The organism is Robiginitalea sp., assembly GCF_982776155.1.
Map to the genome: position 1 here is coordinate 232235 of NZ_CEXZKX010000005.1, position 17968 is coordinate 250202.

Below are 17968 nucleotides of genomic sequence, written 5' to 3' on the forward strand. Positions count from 1 at the left end.
TAACATGATTTTAGTCCCCGTATTCCCGGAAGCTGCCTATCTTGGTGGTAAAGATTCGCTTTTTGGAACCGTATCAACTCATTATCGGAAAACTGGAGAAGTTCCTGACGCGCTACTACCTGCGGCAGTTGCTCAAAGGCACTTTCCTGTTCCTGTTTTTCGGCGGGCTCCTCCTGCTGCTGGTCAGCGGCCTGGAGTACCTGTTGTGGATGGGAAGCGGATTGCGCAGGATCCTGTTCTGGGCGTTGGTGGGCATTGAGCTGCTTCTGTTTTTCCGGTACCTGGTACAACCGGTTCTGCAGTTGTTCCGTTTACAGCGCGGTCTCAGTTATAAAGAGGGCTCTTCCATGATCGGCCGGCATTTCCCCGAGGTAGGCGACCGGTTGTATAACCTGTTGGAGCTCGCCGAGAACCCGGGTCAGTCCGAATTGCTCCTCGCCAGTATCGAACAGCGCTCCCGCAACCTGAAACACGTGCCTTTTGCCAGGGCCGTTCGTATGCAGGACGGATGGCGCTATGCGCGTTATGCCGTGCTCCCTTTGTTGTTTATCGGGGCGCTCTGGCTCACCGGCAAAGGGTTGGATTTCCTGGATTCCTACCAGCGGGTCGTCGATTACAGAACGGCCTACGAACCCCCCGCTCCATTCGCTTTCCGCCTGGTCAACCCGGAACTCAGGTCGCGGGAGAATCAGGCGTTTACCCTGAAGGTGCGCACTGTGGGGGACGTGCAGCCTGAAACCGTGGAATTGGTTGCCGGGGGGCGCCGCCTATTGATGGAAGACAAGGCCACACATTTCGAATACACCTTTCGCCCGCCATTGGTAGACATGGATCTCTACTTTGAGGCCAACGAGGTGCAATCCCCGGCCTACCGGCTGGAGGTGGTTCGCGTGCCGGTAATAGACCGGTTTGGTATGGAGCTGGAATACCCGGCCTATCTGCAGCGAACCGGACAACAAGTCCAGGGAACCGGCAGTATCACTGTGCCCGAGGGCACGCGAATTCGCTGGAATATCGCTACTGTACACACAGATACCGTCCGGTATGAAGATAAGGACACAGTACTGTTTGCAGCACGGGAGGGAAATACCTTTTCGCTTGCACGTCGCGTTTTCCGGCCCACGGATTATATGCTCAGCACGTCCAACCGGGATGTATCGGGATACGATAAGCTCAGATATCGGATTGAGGTGATCCGGGATGAGTATCCGGACATCCGTGCGCGGATGGTGCGGGACTCCCTGGAACCGAACCTGGCCTATTTTTCAGGAGAGGTTTCCGATGATTACGGCCTGGGGAAGCTAACGGTTATCTGTTACCCGGAAGGGGACGAGGAGGCTGTACGGGAAGTGGATCTCGATGTGCCGGGAGGAACCTATCATACTTTTTACTACACATTTCCATCCGGATTGAATCTGGAAAGCGGAACGGATTACATCGTACAGTTCCGCATCCGCGACAACGACGGATTGCGGGGCGGTAAGGTTCGTGAAAGTGAACTGTTCAGGCTTACCCAGTATACTCCTGAGGAGTTACGGGATCAGCAACTGGACTATCAGAATTCCCTTCTTGACGGGTTGGGGAAAACCCGGGAGACCCAGGAAAAGCTGCAAGAGGAACTGGAGGCCTTTCGAAAGGAACAACAGGAGAAGCGCAATCTTGAATTCAACGACCAGCAGAAACTCAAGGACGTACTCAACAGACAGCTGAAGCAGGAATGGCTGATGGAAAAATTCAGCAAGGAGCTCGGCGAGAACCTCGAGTCCGAAGAAGCCAAAAAGGACCCCTTCCGGGAATTGCTCCAGGAACGCCTGGAACGGCAGGAAATTGAAGCGAGGAAAAATGCCCAATTGATGGAGGAGATGCAGAAGGTCCTGGACCAACTGGACAAGGACGCCCTGAGGGAGCGCATGGAGGAAATCGGCAAACGGCAGGAGGGCAACCGGCGCAGCATGGAACAATTGCTGGAGCTTACCAAACGGTATTATGTGCAGGAAAAGTCGCGGCAGCTGGCTGCACAACTGAAAGAGCTTGCAGAACGGCAGGATATCCTCTCGGAGCTGGAGAACATGATGGAAAATTTCTCCGCGGAACAACAGGATAAACTCCGTAAAGAATTCGATAGTTTGCGCAGGGAATTGTCGGAACTCGAGAAAAGCAACCAGGACCTGAAGCAACCCCTCCCATGGAAACGGGATACACAGAAGGAGGAAAGTGCTTCTCAGGACCAGAAGGATGCACAGGAATTATTGGAAAAGCTTCATGCGCCGGAAACTTCGGAAACAAGGGATCAGCAATCCGAACCGTCCAGTACGCGTAAGAAACAGAAGGCTGCTGCCCGGAAGATCCGGGAATTGTCCGAAGCGCTGCAGCAATCTGCCGCTTCGGGAGGTGGGAGCGAATCCACAGCGGAAGACGCCGAGATGTTGCGCCAGATCCTTGATAACCTGGTGGTCTTTTCCTTTAAGCAGGAGACGCTTTACGACGCCGTACAGAAACTCGAAGAAGGTGCCGCCTCCCTTAGCGGGGATATACGGCAGCAACAAGAGCTCAGGAAGCTTTTCGAGCATGTGGATGACAGTTTGTTTGCCCTCTCGCTACGCCAACCCCAGGTATCAGAACAGGTGAATAAACAGATAGCCGAAGTATATTACAACGTAGACAAGGGCCTTGAAAGCCTGAGCGAGAATCAATGGTACCGGGGCGCCTCCTATCAGCAATATGTAATTACTGCTGCCAATGAGTTGGCATCCATGCTTGCCGAAATGCTCGAATCCATGCAACAATCCATGATGCCGGGAAAAGGAGAGGGTTCAGGCAACGACTTTCAGCTTCCGGATATTATCCAGAGCCAGGAAGAACTCCGTCAACGGATGCAAGGGTCTCAGGAAGGCAATTCCCAGGAAGGCAGCCAGGGGAACCAAGGGGAATCATCCGGCGAATCCGGACAGGGTGAACAAGGCGAACAGGGAAGCGAAGGACAGGGCGAAGGATCCCAGGGCCAACAAGGCCAGCAAGGCCAGGGAGGTCAGGAGGGCTCCGGGGAACAAGGCCAGGGTAACGGTGAGAATGGAAAAGGACAGGGACAAAACCAGGGCCAGGATGGGCAAGATGGTCAGGGTTCCGGGGGGGAGAACGGCGAAGGAACCGGTGGTTCTAACGGGGATGAAATGAGCTATCAGGAATTGTTTGAAATCTATAAGCAGCAGCAGATTATCCGCAACCGTCTCGAAGAGCAATTACAGGACATGATCGATAATTCAGACAGGGAATTGGCACAACGAATTGCCCGTGAAATGGAGCAATTCGAGGAAGAATTATTGCGAAACGGCGTCACTACCCGGACAGCGGACCGAATGAACCGAATCCAGCAACAATTGATGAAGCTGGAAAATGCCTCCTTTCAACAAGGGGAGAAAGAAGAACGGGAAAGCCGGACAAGTACCAGGACCTATATGAACCCAATTACCACCCGGCCAGAAGTATTTGAAAATGAGGGTGAAAACGTTGAAATATTAAACAGGCAAGTATTACCTTTGCGCCGCATTTACAAGAACAAAATTAAGGCGTATTTCCAGGATGAGGATCGATTACCACAGTGAGACGGATTTTTCCCTGCCCAATCCGGCCAATTATACCGAATGGATTATTAATGTCTTGAATTCCAGGGAATTAACACCCGGGGAACTGCAATTCGTTTTTTGTTCGGATGATTATTTGCTGGAGATGAATCATAAATATCTGGGCCACGATTATTACACAGACATCCTCACCTTCGAGAACGACCTGGAAGATGACGTTAGCGGAGATATTTTTATTTCAATAGATCGAATCCGGGATAATGCCAAAACGTATTGCGTACCATTTGAGGAAGAACTCGCACGCGTGATGATCCACGGGGTTTTGCATTTGATTGGTTTCGGCGACAGTACGGAGAAGGAAAAGGATATTATGCGGCAGGAAGAGTCTGCCTGCCTGCGAATGTTCCACGTGAAACAATGAGTATGTTTACGGAAGAGTACGACGTAATAGTAGTAGGTGGAGGTCACGCCGGATGCGAGGCTGCGGCTGCTGCAGCTAACCTGGGCTCAAAAACCCTGCTGGTTACCATGAACCTTCAGACCATTGGCCAGATGTCCTGCAACCCTGCCATGGGTGGCATTGCCAAGGGTCAGATTGTCCGGGAAATTGACGCCCTGGGAGGCTACAGTGGTATCGTATCCGACCGGTCGGCCATACAGTTTAAAATGCTGAACAAATCCAAAGGACCGGCCATGTGGAGTCCCCGCACCCAGAATGATCGGATGCGGTTTGCAGAAGAATGGCGGTTGTCGCTGGAACGTACCCAGCACCTCGATTTTTACCAGGAAATGGTCAGTGATCTGATCGTTTCGGAAGATCGGGTGGTAGGGGTGCGTACCTCTCTCGGGTTGGAAATCCGTGGCCGGTGCGTGGTTCTTACCAACGGGACTTTTCTGAATGGATTAATCCATATAGGCGAAAAGCAATTCGGCGGTGGTCGGGCGGGGGAACGCGCTGCCCGGGGCATCACCGAGCAGCTTGCAGAAATGGGCTTTGATACCGGTCGTATGAAAACAGGCACACCGCCTCGCGTGGACGGCAGGAGCCTTGATTTTTCTAAGATGATCCCCCAGCCAGGTGACGCAGAGCCGGGTCGTTTCTCGTATCTGGACACTCCTAAACTTACAAGGCAAAGGGAATGTCATATGACGTATACGAGTCCGGAGGTACATGAATTATTGATGGAGGGGTTTGACCGGAGCCCGATGTTTAATGGTCGCATCCAAAGCATCGGCCCGAGGTATTGCCCCTCAATTGAAGATAAAATCCACCGGTTTAAGGATAAAGACCGGCACCAATTGTTTGTGGAACCGGAGGGATGGGATACCGTTGAGGTCTATGTAAACGGCTTCTCAACTTCCCTCCCGGAAGACGTCCAGTTCCGTGCGCTGCGTTCAGTGGCAGGATTCGAAAACGTGAAGTTTTTCCGTCCGGGTTATGCCATTGAGTACGACTATTTTCCCCCCACCCAGTTACGGCATACCTTGGAGACGAAGCTCATTGGGAATTTGTATTTCGCCGGGCAGATCAACGGCACAACGGGGTATGAAGAAGCCGCTTCCCAGGGTTTGATGGCGGGGATCAATGCCCACTTGAAATTAAATGAAAAGGAGCCGTTTATTCTGCGGCGGGACGAAGCGTATATCGGGGTACTGATCGACGACCTGATTACCAAGGGCACGGAAGAACCCTACCGGATGTTTACGAGTCGTGCGGAGTACCGCACTTTATTGCGACAGGACAATGCGGATCTGCGGCTTACGGAGAAGTCCTTTCGGATGGGCCTGGCAAGCGAAGAGCGCATGCGGGCAGTGGAGCAGAAGAAGGCCCAATCCCAGGATTTGGTCGGGTTCTTTAAAAAGACCAGCTTTGTCCCGGAAGAAATCAACCCCATCCTGGAAACTGTCGGATCGAAAAATGTGGATCAGGGCGATAAATTATTTAAGGTGTTTTCCAGGCCTCAGGTGCAAATGGAGCATATGATGCAACTGGAGAGTGTATCGGAATATGTTCGGGAGAACCAGCTGGGGCAGGAAGTGCTTGAGCAGGCTGAAATTGAGGTGAAATATTCCGGATATATCGAAAAGGAAAAGAACAATGCAGATAAATTGCAGCGTCTCGAGAATGTTAAGATACCGGAAGGTTTTGATTATAGCCAGGTAAAATCGCTCTCCTACGAAGCCCGGGAAAAACTCGGCCGGATCCGTCCCGCAACCCTCTCACAGGCCTCGCGGGTAAGCGGGGTATCCCCAAGCGACATCAGCGTCCTGATGGTTTTTTTGAATCGATAGTTCCACGTGGAACAATCCGGACAAGAACGCGTAAATGATGGCCGAAAATTCAACGAAACCCCCCTCGATGCTCCAGGATCCAGTTTTGACCACCAGAGACTATATGGTGAGCGGGGAGGAATTCCAACTGCACCGGCATGACAAAATACACGGCCTGCTGATGACTCATCCCGTGCCCGAGGACCTGACGCGCTACTACGAATCCCGAGAATACCTTTCACATCGCGATCGTCCGGAAACGCTGTTTGGCCGATTGTATCAATTGGCCCGGGCATGGAGCGTAAATTGGAAGGTCCGGTTGGTGGCAAAATTCGTCCCCACCGGAGGGGAGATGCTGGAGATTGGTACGGGACAGGGAGACTTTTTACAGGTTGCTTCCCGCCACTGGAGCGTGAGCGGGGTAGAGCCAAATAGGGGAGCCAGACATCGTGCCTTGCAGAAAAAACTCAAAGTATTTGAGAAGTTGCACGAAGTGCCCGCAGCTGCCAATGACGCGATTGTGCTCTGGCACGTACTGGAGCATATCCCCGATCTGGAAGCAACCATTTCCGATTTACTCAATCGACTAAAGCCAGATGGACGACTGATCCTGGCCCTGCCCAACCACCGTTCCTGGGATGCCCGCCACTATCGGGAATACTGGGCAGCCTACGACGTGCCCAGGCATCTCTGGCATTTTTCAAAGCATTCCGTAAAAGATCTTTTCGGCACATACGGGCTGGAGTGTATCGCTATGCGACCGATGTGGCTGGACGCCTTTTATGTGTCCTGGCTATCGGAAAAATACAAGGCCAACCGCTGGGCGGCGCTGGTGGCTCCATGGAAAGGGCTCACTTCAAACCTGGGAGCCCTGTTTACCCGGGAACCTTCTTCCGTGGTCTATGTGTTGGGAAGGAGGGGGCCGACAGGCAACTCAGGGCCATAGCGCCCTTTTACGGGCTCAAAACAACGGCAGACACCCATGGGGTTCACGCAGGCTGTTAAATGCCCTCAAAGGCTTTAAAAAGCCCAACTTCTAAATAGACTCAGGATATGAAAATACAAAAACAGCATAGCGTACGTCTATAGCAGCCCAAACCGCTTCCTCCATCGGGGGGGCCGCATTACAAATCGGTATGGCCTCCATGCAAAAAGATAAATTGGATGGAGGTTCGACGAAAGGCCCAAATCCCCTATTTTTGCCCCGCACCTAAAAAATCAGGTACACATGAAAAAAGTAATTCTTTTGGCAGCCGCCATTATCTTGAGCAGTTGCCAGCAAAATAAAGTAGCCTACGTAGATTATGCGACACTACTGGACGGCTACAGCAAAAAGAAGGATCTGGAAGCTACTTACAATTCCCGTGCAGAAGCCTTCGCCCAACGCCGCGACAGTATTTCCCAGGCCTTCCAGATTGAAGCACAAAGCCTCCAGAATAAAACCAAGAGCATGTCCCAGCAACAAGCCCAGGAGGAATTTGGGGCCTTGCAGCAACGGGGCCAGGCAATCGGGGCACAATTGCAACAGGAGGAGCAGCGCATGCAGCAACAGGGCCAGCAGAAAATGGATAGCCTCCTCATGGAGGTCAAAGAGCGCATTGGGGAGTATGGCCAGAACAATGGCTACACGTACATCCTGGCCGGAGGAGAAGGAGGCACGGTTCTGTATGGATCTGAAAGCCAGGACATTACAGATAAAGTGCTCGAATATCTGAACGAGCAGGCCACGCAGTAGCCTGTTGCTTAATCAGGGGCCCGGGCAGCCACTGCCCGGGGGTATCCGGGCGCCGGGATCTACTGTAACAGGAAGACCAGGAATACGGCCGGGATAAAGTAAACCGCTATCGTCTTGGCCCCGTCGTAGTCCTTGGCGAGCCGCTGGCCGAAAAGCAGCATCAGCAGGGACACGCAGGAAACAATAGCGCCCAACAGCGCGATTTTTCCGGATTCGTACAGGAGCAATTGGACCAGACCCACGGCGCAGAGAATCCCCGCCAGCATTTCTGCAATCAGGACGATAGCCAAAAGGACAGGTACCAGTCCCTGTAAAGGGGTTTCGGAAAAGTGGGAACGCAGCCAGCTCAGGTTGCCCGTCCAGTCCATTACCTTATCGATTCCGCTCTGCATAAATGTGATGATCAGAAAAAGCAGGATGAGGATTTCGGCAGCGTGTTCCAATAGCGTGTTCATGATTCCTGGATGTTTGCGGCCCGGGCGTGTAGCAGCCGGGTCAGTTTGATTGACAGATCCGTGAAAATGATCTTGGCATTCCCATTCCGCTCAATGTGGTAGAGGGCAGATTCCAGTTCGCGCACCATGGGTTGCACATTGTTTTCGTGCACGAAAGGCGCAAACTTCCGCAAGTCAAAATCCGGCTGACGCATCTTCATATACACCAGGGCATCCGCCCGGTAGTTCATCAGCAGGGCTTGCCGGATAACGGACAGGCAGTAGGAGAGAAATTTCTTTTGCGTTTCCCGGCCGGTTTTGGCCACCTCCTCGCTCCAGAGGATCAATTCGTGGACCGCCCCCTTGTTTCCTTTGGCCTTGAAAGCCGTGCGCGTCCATTGCACAAACCATCGCTCAAATACCAGGTCCTCGCTGTCCTTGTTTAACAGGTCCAGCGCCTTGTTGAAATTTCCATTGGCCTCCTGGGCAATTTGCGTGGCTTCTTCCCGGTTGGAGCCCCGGACCACCAGGCCGTCGGCGATCACCACTTCGGGCAGGGGGGGGAAATGCAGCAGCTGGCACCGGCTCCGGATGGTTTGCAACAGAAGTTCTTCGTCCTCTGCAATCAATATGAGCACGGTTTTCGGGGCGGGCTCCTCGATGAGTTTCAGCAGTTTGTTAGCCGCCGGGATATTCATCCGTTCGGCCATCCAGACAATCATCACCTTATACCCTCCTTCATAGGATTTCAGGCTGAGTTTCTTAACGATGTCGTGCGCTTCATCCACGCCGATCTGCCCTTGTTTTTTCTCAATCCCGATAAAGCGGTACCAGTCAAAAAGGTTGCCGTAGGGCTGCTCCCGGACAAAATCCCGCCACCGGGGCAGGTAGTGGTCGCTCACAGCGTGGCTTTTGACCGTGTCCGAATTCGCCACGGGAAAGGCAAAGTGCAGGTCCGGGTGGGCGAGCCGCTCGCATTTGGAGTTGCAGGCGGTATTGGGCCCGTCGTTTTCGCCCCCGGAATTCCCGCAGAGGATATACCGGGCATAGGCGACGGCCATCGGGAGGGTGCCGCACCCCTCCGGCCCGACAAACAACTGGGCGTGGGGGATCCGTCCGCCGTCTGCGCTGGAAGTCAGGTGTTTCTTCAGGTGGGCAAGCCCCAGAATGTCGGCAAAACGCATGGACCAAATATAGCACTTTTGCGTCGCGGCCCCGAAATTAAATGGGTTGGGGGCAAATGGTCCGTGCATTATATATTATTTTTGGGTCTGCCAATAAACCGCAACACCATGACGATTGACAAATTTGACTTCAAGGACAAGAAAGCACTGGTACGTGTAGATTTCAACGTGCCCCTGAACGAGGACTTCCAAGTGACCGACACGAACCGCATTGAAGCGGCCAAACCCACCATTATCAAAATCCTGGAGGATGGCGGCAGCGCCGTACTGATGAGCCACCTGGGCCGTCCCAAAGGCAGCCCGAACCCGGACCTGTCGCTGTCCCATATCGTCGATACGGTATCCGATATCATCGGGGTGGAAGTAAAATTCGCATCGGATTGCATCGGGGATTCTGCAGCCGCCGAGGTAGAGGCACTCCAGAGCGGGGAGATCCTCCTGCTGGAAAACCTGCGGTTCCACGGGGAGGAGGAAGCCGGCGACCGCGAGTTTGCCCGGAAGCTCTCCCAGTGGGGGGATATCTATGTAAACGACGCCTTCGGGACGGCCCACCGGCCGCATGCCTCCACTACGGTGGTGGCCGAATTCTTTCCGGAAAAGAAATGTTTCGGATACCTGCTTGCCCGGGAAATTGAAGCTATCGACAAGGTGATGGAAACCGGCGAAAAACCGGTTACAGCCATCCTGGGGGGTGCCAAGGTCTCATCCAAAATCACCATCATCGAGAACATCCTCGACAAGATCGACCACCTGATTATCGGGGGCGGGATGACGTACACCTTTGTCAAGGCCCGGGGAGGCTCCGTGGGGGATTCCATTTGCGAGCCGGATAAAACGGATCTGGCGCTTTCCATCCTGGAGAAAGCGAAGGCCAAAGGGGTGGCCGTACACCTGCCCGTGGATGTGGTGGCAGCCGATGCCTTTGACAATGATGCGGAGTCCCGGATCATGGCTGTGGACGCCATCGAAGACGGCTGGCAGGGCCTGGACGCCGGACCCGAAACCCTGGAGCGATTCCGGAAAGTGATCCTGGAATCCCGGACCATCCTCTGGAACGGCCCGGTGGGCGTATTTGAGATGCCCAACTTTGCCAAGGGGACCATTGCCGTGGGGAACTATGTAGCCGAGGCTACGCGTAACGGGGCGTTTTCCCTGGTCGGAGGGGGCGATTCGGTGGCCGCCGTGAAGCAATTTGGCTTTGACGAAAAGGTGAGCTATGTATCTACCGGAGGAGGCGCCATGCTGGAAAGCCTGGAAGGTCGCACCCTTCCGGGGATTGCAGCTATTCGCGGCAGCTAGTTCCCTCAACCAAAAGGGGGGTTGCCGCACTTTAACGGCAAAAATTTCGTTCTTATATAAAATTATGCGATTTTCGCTAACCCCCACTTCAAACACGCTGGAAATCAAATGAAAAAGCTATTTGTCGTATGCGCTCTGGCCCTGTTTGGCACGGCCTTCGGGCAGGGCGATTCCACGGCCGTTACCCGGCCCGCGGATACCTTGAAACCTCGTCCGGTGGCTGCCCGGGTTGCCGGTCTGGCAGATGTGGCGGAAGTGGCATTTTCGGCCACGGATTCCGCCCGTATGCGCGACCACGAACTCGCCGCCCGTTATGACAGCCTCTGGATGGGCGAACTCCGGCAGGCTGCCGAACGCTTTCCCGAGATGTATGAGGAAGTCCGGTTGGCTGCTTTGGAAAACGCCCCCGACAGCATCCCCTCCTTCGACACGGAGGTGTTCAAGGACCGCCTGGAACGACTCAACCAAAGGACCCCGTTTAACATCGTTTACAGCACCTCCCTGGAGAGCGTGGTGAAAACCTTCCTGACCCGGAAACGGGACCTGATGGAACGCATGTTGACGGCCAGCCAGTTTTACTTCCCGATGTTTGAGGAGGCCCTGGACCGGCACGACCTGCCGCTGGAGATCAAGTACCTGGCCATCGTGGAATCGGCCCTGAACCCGAAAGCGCGTTCGCGCGTGGGCGCCACCGGGCTCTGGCAGTTTATGTACAGTACCGGCCGTATGTACGACCTGGATGTGAGCAGCTATGTAGACGAACGCAACGACCCGATTGAATCTACGGAGGCAGCCGCCCAGTACCTGAAGCGGCTCCACGGTATTTTCGGGGACTGGGACCTGGCCCTGGCCGCCTACAATTCCGGCCCCGGGAACGTCAATAAAGCCATCCGGCGATCCGGGGGCTATACGAATTACTGGAACCTGCGGAATTTCCTGCCGCGGGAGACAGCCGGATACGTGCCCGCCTTTTTTGCGGCCATGTATATTTTTGAATACGCCGCCGAACACGGCCTGGGCTTTACCCCGGCAGAACGGCCTTATTTTGAAACGGATACCGTTTGGGTGCGGGCCACGCTTACCTTCGACCAGATTGCGCGAGTAACCGGGGTGGACAAAGAGGAAATCGCCATGCTCAACCCGGCCTTCAAATTGGGGATCATCCCGAAAATCGACGGGAAGAATTACGTGCTCCGGCTCCCCCGCAGGGCCATCGGCACCTTTGTCGCAAACGAAGAGGCCGTATATGCCCTGGCCCGGGAAGAACTCAAAAAGAAGGAAAATGCCCTGCCGCAACTGGTGGAAGCCGAAGACCGGATCCGCTACCGGGTGCGCAGCGGGGACTACCTCGGAAAGATCGCCGAACGCTACGGGGTCGGCATCAGCCAGATTAAGCGCTGGAACGGCCTGCGGAGCAACGACCTTCGGATTGGCCAGCGGCTGACCATCTATCCCAGAAAACCGGTGACCACCCCAAAGGCCCAGGCCTCCGGATCCGGGGCCGAGGTGGCGGGTAATGCCGGGGAGGGTCCCCGTGTCCACGTGGTTCGCGAAGGGGATTCGCTCTGGACGATTTCCCGGAAGTACCCGGGGATCAGCATTGAAAACCTGCGGGAGTGGAACGGGATTCGCGGGAACAACCTGCAGCCCGGGACCCGGTTGAAACTCTGTAATTGCTCCTCCTGATTCCCGCATTAAAAGGAACCCGATCGAAAATGAGAAAACTAGTTATCCTGATCGCATGTGCAGCCGTTTTATCGGCCTGTGACGATACCCCGAAGAAAAAATACAAACCGGGCTCCATCGGCGCCCTGAACACGGTGGCAGTGGTCATGCCGAACGCCATGTGGGAAGGCGCGGTCGGGGATAAGGTCCGCGAACATTTTGCCGCCCCCCTGATCGGTCTGACCTGGGACGAACCCCGCTTTAACCTGGAACACATGCCGCCCTCTGTTTTCACGGGGACCACACGTCACCGGAGGTCTGTGCTTTACGTGTCCCGGGACAGCGTGACGGGGGCCCAGGTCCGGAGCGACCTCTACGCCTCCCCCCAGATGGTAGGAGTGGTCAAGGGGACTACGGATTCCGCCATCATGGCGGCCATCGAAACCCATGCCGGCCAGATAATCGACAGCATCCGGACCATGGAGATGGAAGAGGCCCAGGAGCGGTTCCGCCGCTCGCTCAGCAAGGAGACCATCTTCCAGGATAAGTTTGGCGTGACACTCCGCCTGCCGTCTATCTACAAGGTGGGGAATCAGGAGGAAAACTTTGTGTGGATAGACCGGGAAATCCAGAAGGGCAGCATGAACATCATTGCCTATGAAATGCCGGGCGACAGTTTTGACAACGACAGTACGTTTGTACGCGATATCGTCCGAATGCGCGATTCCATCGGAAAGCTGTACATCCCGGGCCCGGACGTTCCCGGAAAGGTAACTTATATGGGTACCGAAAAGGCCTTTGCCCCGTCTGTATTTCCGGCAGAAGTCGGGGGGAAGCCGGCAGCCGAGGTACGCGGGATCTGGGAAATCGTCAATTACCCGATGGCGGGCCCGTTCCTGACCTACATCATCAACGACCCGGAGAACAACCGCAAACTGGTCCTGGAGGGATTTACCTTTGCCCCTGCCACCAACAAGCGGGACTATATGTTTGAGCTGGAGGCCATCCTTCGGACGGTCCGTTTCGGCAATTCCCCCGCGGATTCCGCCCCGGCGGCGAAGTAGCCGGAATAATGCGCGTGGGCTGAAGACCGACGCATAAGACAAAAAAAAGCCCTGCGAACCGCAGGGCTTTTTTTAATTGTAACACACCCGATCAGTCAAACGCGTATCCGGTGGAAACCCGGAAAATAAAGGCGTACATGGTCACTATCCAGAGCGCAAAACAAAACCAGGAAAAGGCCTTGAAATAGCGCTGCAGGATCAGGTTGGTCCAGTTGCGAAATGCTTCCAGGTAAATTTCTTTAAGGAGTAATAATTTTTCCATAGGGGGCTTTTAAGTGGTTCTACAGGGTCAAAGATCAACGGACGCCTGGCGAATCCCTTAAAAATCGGGTAAAGCACGGAAAAATTAGTCAAAGCGGGACGGATTGTACGTCTGTTCGGCGAAGGGTTTAAATATTCGACGAACAGGGCGGGGACAAAGCCGTAGCCCGCAGTCTTACCGGGGCTGGGAGACGTCAATCAAAGGCAAAGCCCGTGGCGACCCGGTAGATGAAAGCGTAAAGGGCAATCAGATAGCAGGCAAAACAGAACCAGAACAGGATCCTGTAGAGATTGCGGACCACGAAGGACCCGATAGCCTGGAAGGCCTCCCGGTAGATTTCGGCGATAAGCGTGATGGTTTTCATGTGTTTGGCTTTAAAGTTTGCGGGACTACATGTCCTCGACGGCGGGACTACATGTCCACGACGATGAATTCGGACCGGCGGTTGAGCTGGTGCTGTTGGGAGGTACAACGGACGCTACCGTCGCAATCGTTCAGCAACCGGTCTTCTCCGTACCCCTTGGCGCTCTGGATCCGTGACGGGTCGATGCCGTTCTCGATCAGGTAGGCGCGCGTGGACTTGGCCCTGAGATCGGAGAGGTAGCGGTTGTAAACGCTGCTTCCCCGGGAATCTGTATGGGATTCGATGGCAATCACCATACTCGGGTATTCCTGCATCACGGCAACGAGCTTGTCGAGTTCTTCGGCGGCATCGGAGCGGATGTTGTGTTTGTCGAAATTAAAGTAGATCGGTCCGGTCTTGAGTTTGCGGACCCCGTCCTCCACGACGATCCGTTCCCGGAGTTTCCTCATGGGCAGTTCCACGTCTACCTGTTCGTTGTCCCGGGTGGCGACCTCTTCCTGTTGCTCGGAATACGTTGCTTTTTCCACCAGGATTCGGTAGCGCGTATTGCTGTCCAGGTCCTGGAAGACAAAACTTCCGTCGGCCTCCGTGACAATTTCCTTGAGTTTCCGGTTATTCGCATCCAGGAGGGTGACCAGGGCTTCGGGAATCGCATCCCCGGTTACAAGGTCCGTCACCACGCCGGCAATGGCGTTCTCGTTGGTTTCCTCCGGCAACAGGCGCTGGAAGGAATACAGGTCGTCATCCCCTTTGCCGCCCACCCGGTTGGAGGCAAAAAACCCCTTTTGGGTGGCCTCGTCCACGATATAGGAGAAATCGTCCTTTTTACTGTTGATGGGTTGCCCGAGGTTTTCCACCTCGAGGAACCCGATTTCCTCGTCGAAGGAAACCTGAAAAATGTCCAGGCCTCCCAGGCCTACGTGGCCGTTGGAGGAGAAGTAGAGTTTCCGCCCGGTGATAAACGGGAACATTTCCTTTTGAGGGGTGTTGATACCCGGCCCCAGGTTCCGGGGTTCCGAGAATGTCCCGTCCCCGAGGACATCTACCACAAAAATATCCGTTCCCCCGATGGTACCCGGCATGTCGGAAACAAAATACAGCTGCTTCCCGTCCGGGCTCAGGGCCGGGTGGCCGGTGGAATAGCTCTCCCCGTTGAAAGGGAGTTCCTCGGCCTCCGTCCACTCATCCCCGACCTTCCGGGAGCGGTAGAGTTTCAGGTGGTTTACGCCGTTCTTGTCCCGGCGGAGCCTTTTTCCGTAATTGTTTCGGGTAAAATATACCGTTTGTTTGTCCGGGGAAAAGGCCACTCCGGCCTCGTGGTATTTTGTATTCAGGGTTTTTGAAAACTTCACCCCGTGTTCCAGGTTGTCCCCCTCCGCATTCAAGCGGGAAACATAGAGGTCCAGGTAGGGCTGGTTGTTCCATTTATACCTTCTGGTATGAAAGAACGCGGAATCCACGGACGACGCAAATACGATTTGGTCGTCCTGGTAGAACATCGGCCCGAATTCCGAGTACTTCGAATTGACATCCAGGTTCCGGATGCCGTATGCGGCCTCCCGGTTCAGGATATTGTCCATTACGGTTTCGCGCAGCAACCGGTTCTGGCCTGCCTCCCCCGACCTGCCTGCGTCCGTCACCTTGTCGTACAGCCGCATAATCCGACGGGCCCGGCCGTATTTGCCGTTGCCCTTCAGGGCGTGTGCGTACTTAAAGAGGTTGGCGGCGCTCATCTCGTCCCCGTACCGGTCGTAGAGGATGTCGTACCAGTGGTAGGCGCGCTCCATATCCGTATTGAAATAATGGGCGTCCGCCACTTTGCGAATAATCTCAAAAGAGTAGGCATTCTCGTCCCGGTCCAGCAACTGCTCGTACAGGCGGGCCGCCTCCGCATACCACATGATATCGAAATAACGGTCTGCCCGCTGCAACAATACGGTTCGGTTGGTCTGCAGGGGGGTTCCCTGCCCGGTTGATACCTGTATGGGCGTTTCTGCCGCGGCTTGCCGGCCGGCTTGCCCCATTGCGGATTCCTTTCCTGCAATCCCGGGGCTGGTGCCTGCCGAGAACTCGTCGGCGGGCGCCCGGAGTTCCGGTGCCGGGGAAATTTCCCCGTTGATCAGGATCCACAAGTCTCCCTGATAGTTTCCATCCAGTTGGCTGGTAGCCCCCAGGAGCGCTTCTTCCGGGATTGTATAGTGGGAGGCGTAGACGTAGTTCAGGTTGTTTTCCGGGTTGATGAAGCTGCCCGCATCCAGGCCCTGGCGCTTTAGTTTCCTCACCGAACGCCGGAGGTTTTTGCCCTCCTTGAACACCCCGACAATCAGATAAAAGCCGTCGGATACGGAGGCTGGCCGGCCAAAGCGACGCACGGGGATCCCGGCCTCGCTGGCGCGCGCGGTAAAAGCCGCTTCGTCAAAAATATTCGTACGCTCCGCCGGAAGGCCCGCTTCATAATCGGCATCGGCAGCAGCCGGGCTGTTGCCAACGGAGGCCGGGGACGCAGCCGCCCATTCGGCCCGGGGCGATTCCTGGGCCGGCAGCATACTCGCGAAGATCAGGCAGCCGGCTGCCAACCAAATTTTTAACGGGTTCTTCATCGGGGTCGGTTATGAGGGTGCTCGAAACGGAATTCAGCCCGTTCGTCTGCATGCCCCGAAAATAAGGCATCCCGTACCGGGGGGTAACTTTTTGTTGTGAACCCGGGGAATTACGTCGTGAATGGGGATTTGTTGTGGTTTTGAGGGGATTAGTGGCGGGTGAAAACGGGCCTGCGCTGGCAGCATCACGGGCCTGATCGACAAACGGAACAGGGTGGGTTTGGCGGGCAAAGGCGTGAAAAAAAGGAAAGGGACGGGAATAAAAAAAGCACCCCGCAGGGTGCTTTTACAATATCAAATTCAATCCGGAATGTGCGGTGGAATCCCGACCGTTCCGAAAATTCAGTCTTTCTTTTCGTCCAGCTTTTCGTCTTCGCGGGAGGCATCCTTGAATTCTTTGATCCCGCTGCCCAATCCGCGCATCAGCTCGGGGATTTTCTTTCCGCCGAACAACAACAATACCACCAGGACGATGATGGCAATCTGCCAGGGCCCAATTGCTAAGAATAATAAAAGTGCATTCATGCCTGCTTCATTTTAGGAATGTAAAGGTAATGAAAAAACATATTCCTGCCCGTTTTATTGTTGCAGAAGCCTTATTTTAGACAAATCATCTCGATTTGACTCCCGATCCATGGCGAAGAAAGATAAACGACGGAAGGAGATCAGGCGCAAACTCTTGCACAAGTATCGGCTGGTTATCCTGAACGAGAACACTTTTGAGGAGAAGATATCCTTTAAACTGAGCCGGCTGAATGTATTTGTATCCGGGTCCCTGGCCGTCATTGGCCTTATTGCGCTGACTACCCTGCTGATTGCCTTTACCCCGCTGCGGGAATATATCCCCGGCTATTCCTCCACCGCCCTGAAACGACAGGCCACCGAGCTTACCTATACCACGGATTCCCTGGTAACCGTCCTCAACTATACCAATAGGTATATTGATAACATCCGCAAAGTCCTCCGGGGGGACATCGAAAATAACCAGAGCAACCGGGACTCCGTTTTCGAGCCTTTTAAAATCGATCCCGCCCAGGTAGACCTGAGCCCGATCCGCGAAGACAGCGTCCTGCGGGCGCAGGTGGCCCTGGAAGACAAGTACAATCTGTTCGAACGGCCGAGCGCCGACGGGAGCACCCTGTTGTTTGCCCCCCTTACCGGGACGGTCACCCTGGGATACGACCCCAAAGGCCGGCACTATGCGGTGGACGTGGTAGCCCCCCGGGACACCCCGGTTAAAGCGGTTGCCAACGGGACGGTCATCTTCTCCGAATGGACAGCCGCCACCGGTTACGTGGTTATCCTGGAGCATAAAGACGGCCTCCTTTCCGTATACAAACACAACGGGTCGCTGGCCAAAGAGCAGGGCGAAGTCGTCCGCTCCGGGGAGGTCATCGCCTCGGTAGGGAACACCGGGGAGCTTACCACGGGCCCGCACCTGCACTTTGAACTCTGGAAAAACGGCAACCCGGTCAACCCGTTGAATTACATCGACTTTAATTGATTTCT

At 54.8% G+C, this 17968-nt stretch carries 15 protein-coding genes; 9 read left to right on the forward strand and 6 right to left on the reverse strand.

The window, feature by feature from the left end; all coding sequences use genetic code 11:
* Positions 1-62: 62 nt before the first annotated feature.
* The 5 genes from AC3DKS_RS10560 to AC3DKS_RS10580 all read left to right on the forward strand — a co-directional run bounded on the left by AC3DKS_RS10560 (position 63) and on the right by AC3DKS_RS10580 (position 7587).
* Positions 63-3602 carry a coiled-coil domain-containing protein gene (locus AC3DKS_RS10560; protein WP_272606936.1) on the forward strand — a complete coding sequence of 1180 codons (3540 nt, stop codon included), beginning with the start codon at positions 63-65 and terminating at the stop codon, positions 3600-3602.
* Positions 3580-4002: an rRNA maturation RNase YbeY gene (gene ybeY / locus AC3DKS_RS10565; protein WP_272606935.1), complete on the forward strand. Its 423-nt coding sequence runs from the start codon at positions 3580-3582 to the stop codon at positions 4000-4002. Before AC3DKS_RS10560 ends, ybeY begins: the two co-directional genes overlap by 23 nt.
* Positions 4003-4004: 2 nt before the next feature.
* Entirely contained in the window at positions 4005-5873 is a 1869-nt protein-coding gene (gene mnmG, locus AC3DKS_RS10570; protein ID WP_272606934.1) for a tRNA uridine-5-carboxymethylaminomethyl(34) synthesis enzyme MnmG, read from the forward strand.
* Between the two features lie 67 nt (positions 5874-5940).
* Positions 5941-6798, forward strand: a complete 858-nt coding sequence (locus tag AC3DKS_RS10575; protein ID WP_272606933.1) for a class I SAM-dependent methyltransferase — start codon at positions 5941-5943, stop codon at positions 6796-6798.
* A gap of 282 nt (positions 6799-7080) precedes the next feature.
* Entirely contained in the window at positions 7081-7587 is a 507-nt protein-coding gene (locus AC3DKS_RS10580; protein ID WP_015753346.1) for an OmpH/Skp family outer membrane protein, read from the forward strand.
* A gap of 59 nt (positions 7588-7646) precedes the next feature.
* Here the strand turns inward: AC3DKS_RS10580 and AC3DKS_RS10585 are convergent, their stop codons facing one another.
* The gene (locus AC3DKS_RS10585; RefSeq protein ID WP_015753345.1) at positions 7647-8042 is read right to left on the reverse strand and encodes a hypothetical protein; all 396 of its coding nucleotides are present in this window, start codon (positions 8040-8042) and stop codon (positions 7647-7649) included.
* Positions 8039-9205 carry a DNA polymerase III subunit gene (locus AC3DKS_RS10590; protein ID WP_272607133.1) on the reverse strand — a complete coding sequence of 389 codons (1167 nt, stop codon included), beginning with the start codon at positions 9203-9205 and terminating at the stop codon, positions 8039-8041. Before AC3DKS_RS10590 ends, AC3DKS_RS10585 begins: the two co-directional genes overlap by 4 nt.
* Positions 9206-9313: 108 nt before the next feature.
* Between AC3DKS_RS10590 and AC3DKS_RS10595 the strand changes: the two genes are divergently transcribed.
* The 3 genes from AC3DKS_RS10595 (at position 9314) to AC3DKS_RS10605 (ending at position 13233) form a co-directional block, all read left to right on the forward strand.
* A complete protein-coding gene (locus AC3DKS_RS10595; protein ID WP_015753343.1) occupies positions 9314-10504 on the forward strand; it encodes a phosphoglycerate kinase in 1191 nt (396 codons plus the stop codon).
* 108 nt (positions 10505-10612) lie between these two features.
* A complete protein-coding gene (locus AC3DKS_RS10600; protein WP_272606931.1) occupies positions 10613-12190 on the forward strand; it encodes a LysM peptidoglycan-binding domain-containing protein in 1578 nt (525 codons plus the stop codon).
* Between the two features lie 29 nt (positions 12191-12219).
* Positions 12220-13233: a DUF4837 family protein gene (locus tag AC3DKS_RS10605; RefSeq protein ID WP_272606930.1), complete on the forward strand. Its 1014-nt coding sequence runs from the start codon at positions 12220-12222 to the stop codon at positions 13231-13233.
* Positions 13234-13324: 91 nt separating this feature from the next.
* On the opposite strand, the gene AC3DKS_RS10610 is transcribed toward AC3DKS_RS10605, so the two are convergent.
* The 4 genes from AC3DKS_RS10610 to AC3DKS_RS10625 all read right to left on the reverse strand — a co-directional run bounded on the left by AC3DKS_RS10610 (position 13325) and on the right by AC3DKS_RS10625 (position 16984).
* Positions 13325-13495 carry a DUF6747 family protein gene (locus AC3DKS_RS10610; protein WP_015753340.1) on the reverse strand — a complete coding sequence of 57 codons (171 nt, stop codon included), beginning with the start codon at positions 13493-13495 and terminating at the stop codon, positions 13325-13327.
* 193 nt (positions 13496-13688) lie between these two features.
* Entirely contained in the window at positions 13689-13859 is a 171-nt protein-coding gene (locus AC3DKS_RS10615) for a DUF6747 family protein (protein WP_015753339.1), read from the reverse strand.
* A gap of 47 nt (positions 13860-13906) precedes the next feature.
* Positions 13907-16459: an OmpA family protein gene (locus tag AC3DKS_RS10620; RefSeq protein ID WP_272606929.1), complete on the reverse strand. Its 2553-nt coding sequence runs from the start codon at positions 16457-16459 to the stop codon at positions 13907-13909.
* Positions 16460-16801: 342 nt separating this feature from the next.
* Entirely contained in the window at positions 16802-16984 is a 183-nt protein-coding gene (locus AC3DKS_RS10625; RefSeq protein WP_015753337.1) for a twin-arginine translocase TatA/TatE family subunit, read from the reverse strand.
* A gap of 109 nt (positions 16985-17093) precedes the next feature.
* On the opposite strand from AC3DKS_RS10625, the gene AC3DKS_RS10630 reads away from it, so the two are divergent.
* Positions 17094-17963, forward strand: a complete 870-nt coding sequence (locus tag AC3DKS_RS10630; RefSeq protein ID WP_272606928.1) for a M23 family metallopeptidase — start codon at positions 17094-17096, stop codon at positions 17961-17963.
* The last annotated feature ends 5 nt before the right edge of the window (positions 17964-17968 follow it).

Bases quoted from the DNA above. Each gene is read 5' to 3' on its own strand.
- ybeY (WP_272606935.1), top strand. From the start codon at position 3,580: ATGAGGATCGATTACCACAGTGAGACGGATTTTTCCCTGCCCAATCCG.
- mnmG (WP_272606934.1), top strand. From the start codon at position 4,005: ATGTTTACGGAAGAGTACGACGTAATAGTAGTAGGTGGAGGTCACGCC.
- AC3DKS_RS10575 (WP_272606933.1), top strand. From the start codon at position 5,941: ATGCTCCAGGATCCAGTTTTGACCACCAGAGACTATATGGTGAGCGGG.
- AC3DKS_RS10580 (WP_015753346.1), top strand. From the start codon at position 7,081: ATGAAAAAAGTAATTCTTTTGGCAGCCGCCATTATCTTGAGCAGTTGC.
- AC3DKS_RS10585 (WP_015753345.1), bottom strand. From the start codon at position 8,042: ATGAACACGCTATTGGAACACGCTGCCGAAATCCTCATCCTGCTTTTT.
- AC3DKS_RS10590 (WP_272607133.1), bottom strand. From the start codon at position 9,205: ATGCGTTTTGCCGACATTCTGGGGCTTGCCCACCTGAAGAAACACCTG.
- AC3DKS_RS10595 (WP_015753343.1), top strand. From the start codon at position 9,314: ATGACGATTGACAAATTTGACTTCAAGGACAAGAAAGCACTGGTACGT.
- AC3DKS_RS10600 (WP_272606931.1), top strand. From the start codon at position 10,613: ATGAAAAAGCTATTTGTCGTATGCGCTCTGGCCCTGTTTGGCACGGCC.
- AC3DKS_RS10605 (WP_272606930.1), top strand. From the start codon at position 12,220: ATGAGAAAACTAGTTATCCTGATCGCATGTGCAGCCGTTTTATCGGCC.
- AC3DKS_RS10610 (WP_015753340.1), bottom strand. From the start codon at position 13,495: ATGGAAAAATTATTACTCCTTAAAGAAATTTACCTGGAAGCATTTCGC.
- AC3DKS_RS10615 (WP_015753339.1), bottom strand. From the start codon at position 13,859: ATGAAAACCATCACGCTTATCGCCGAAATCTACCGGGAGGCCTTCCAG.
- AC3DKS_RS10620 (WP_272606929.1), bottom strand. From the start codon at position 16,459: ATGAAGAACCCGTTAAAAATTTGGTTGGCAGCCGGCTGCCTGATCTTC.
- AC3DKS_RS10625 (WP_015753337.1), bottom strand. From the start codon at position 16,984: ATGAATGCACTTTTATTATTCTTAGCAATTGGGCCCTGGCAGATTGCC.
- AC3DKS_RS10630 (WP_272606928.1), top strand. From the start codon at position 17,094: ATGGCGAAGAAAGATAAACGACGGAAGGAGATCAGGCGCAAACTCTTG.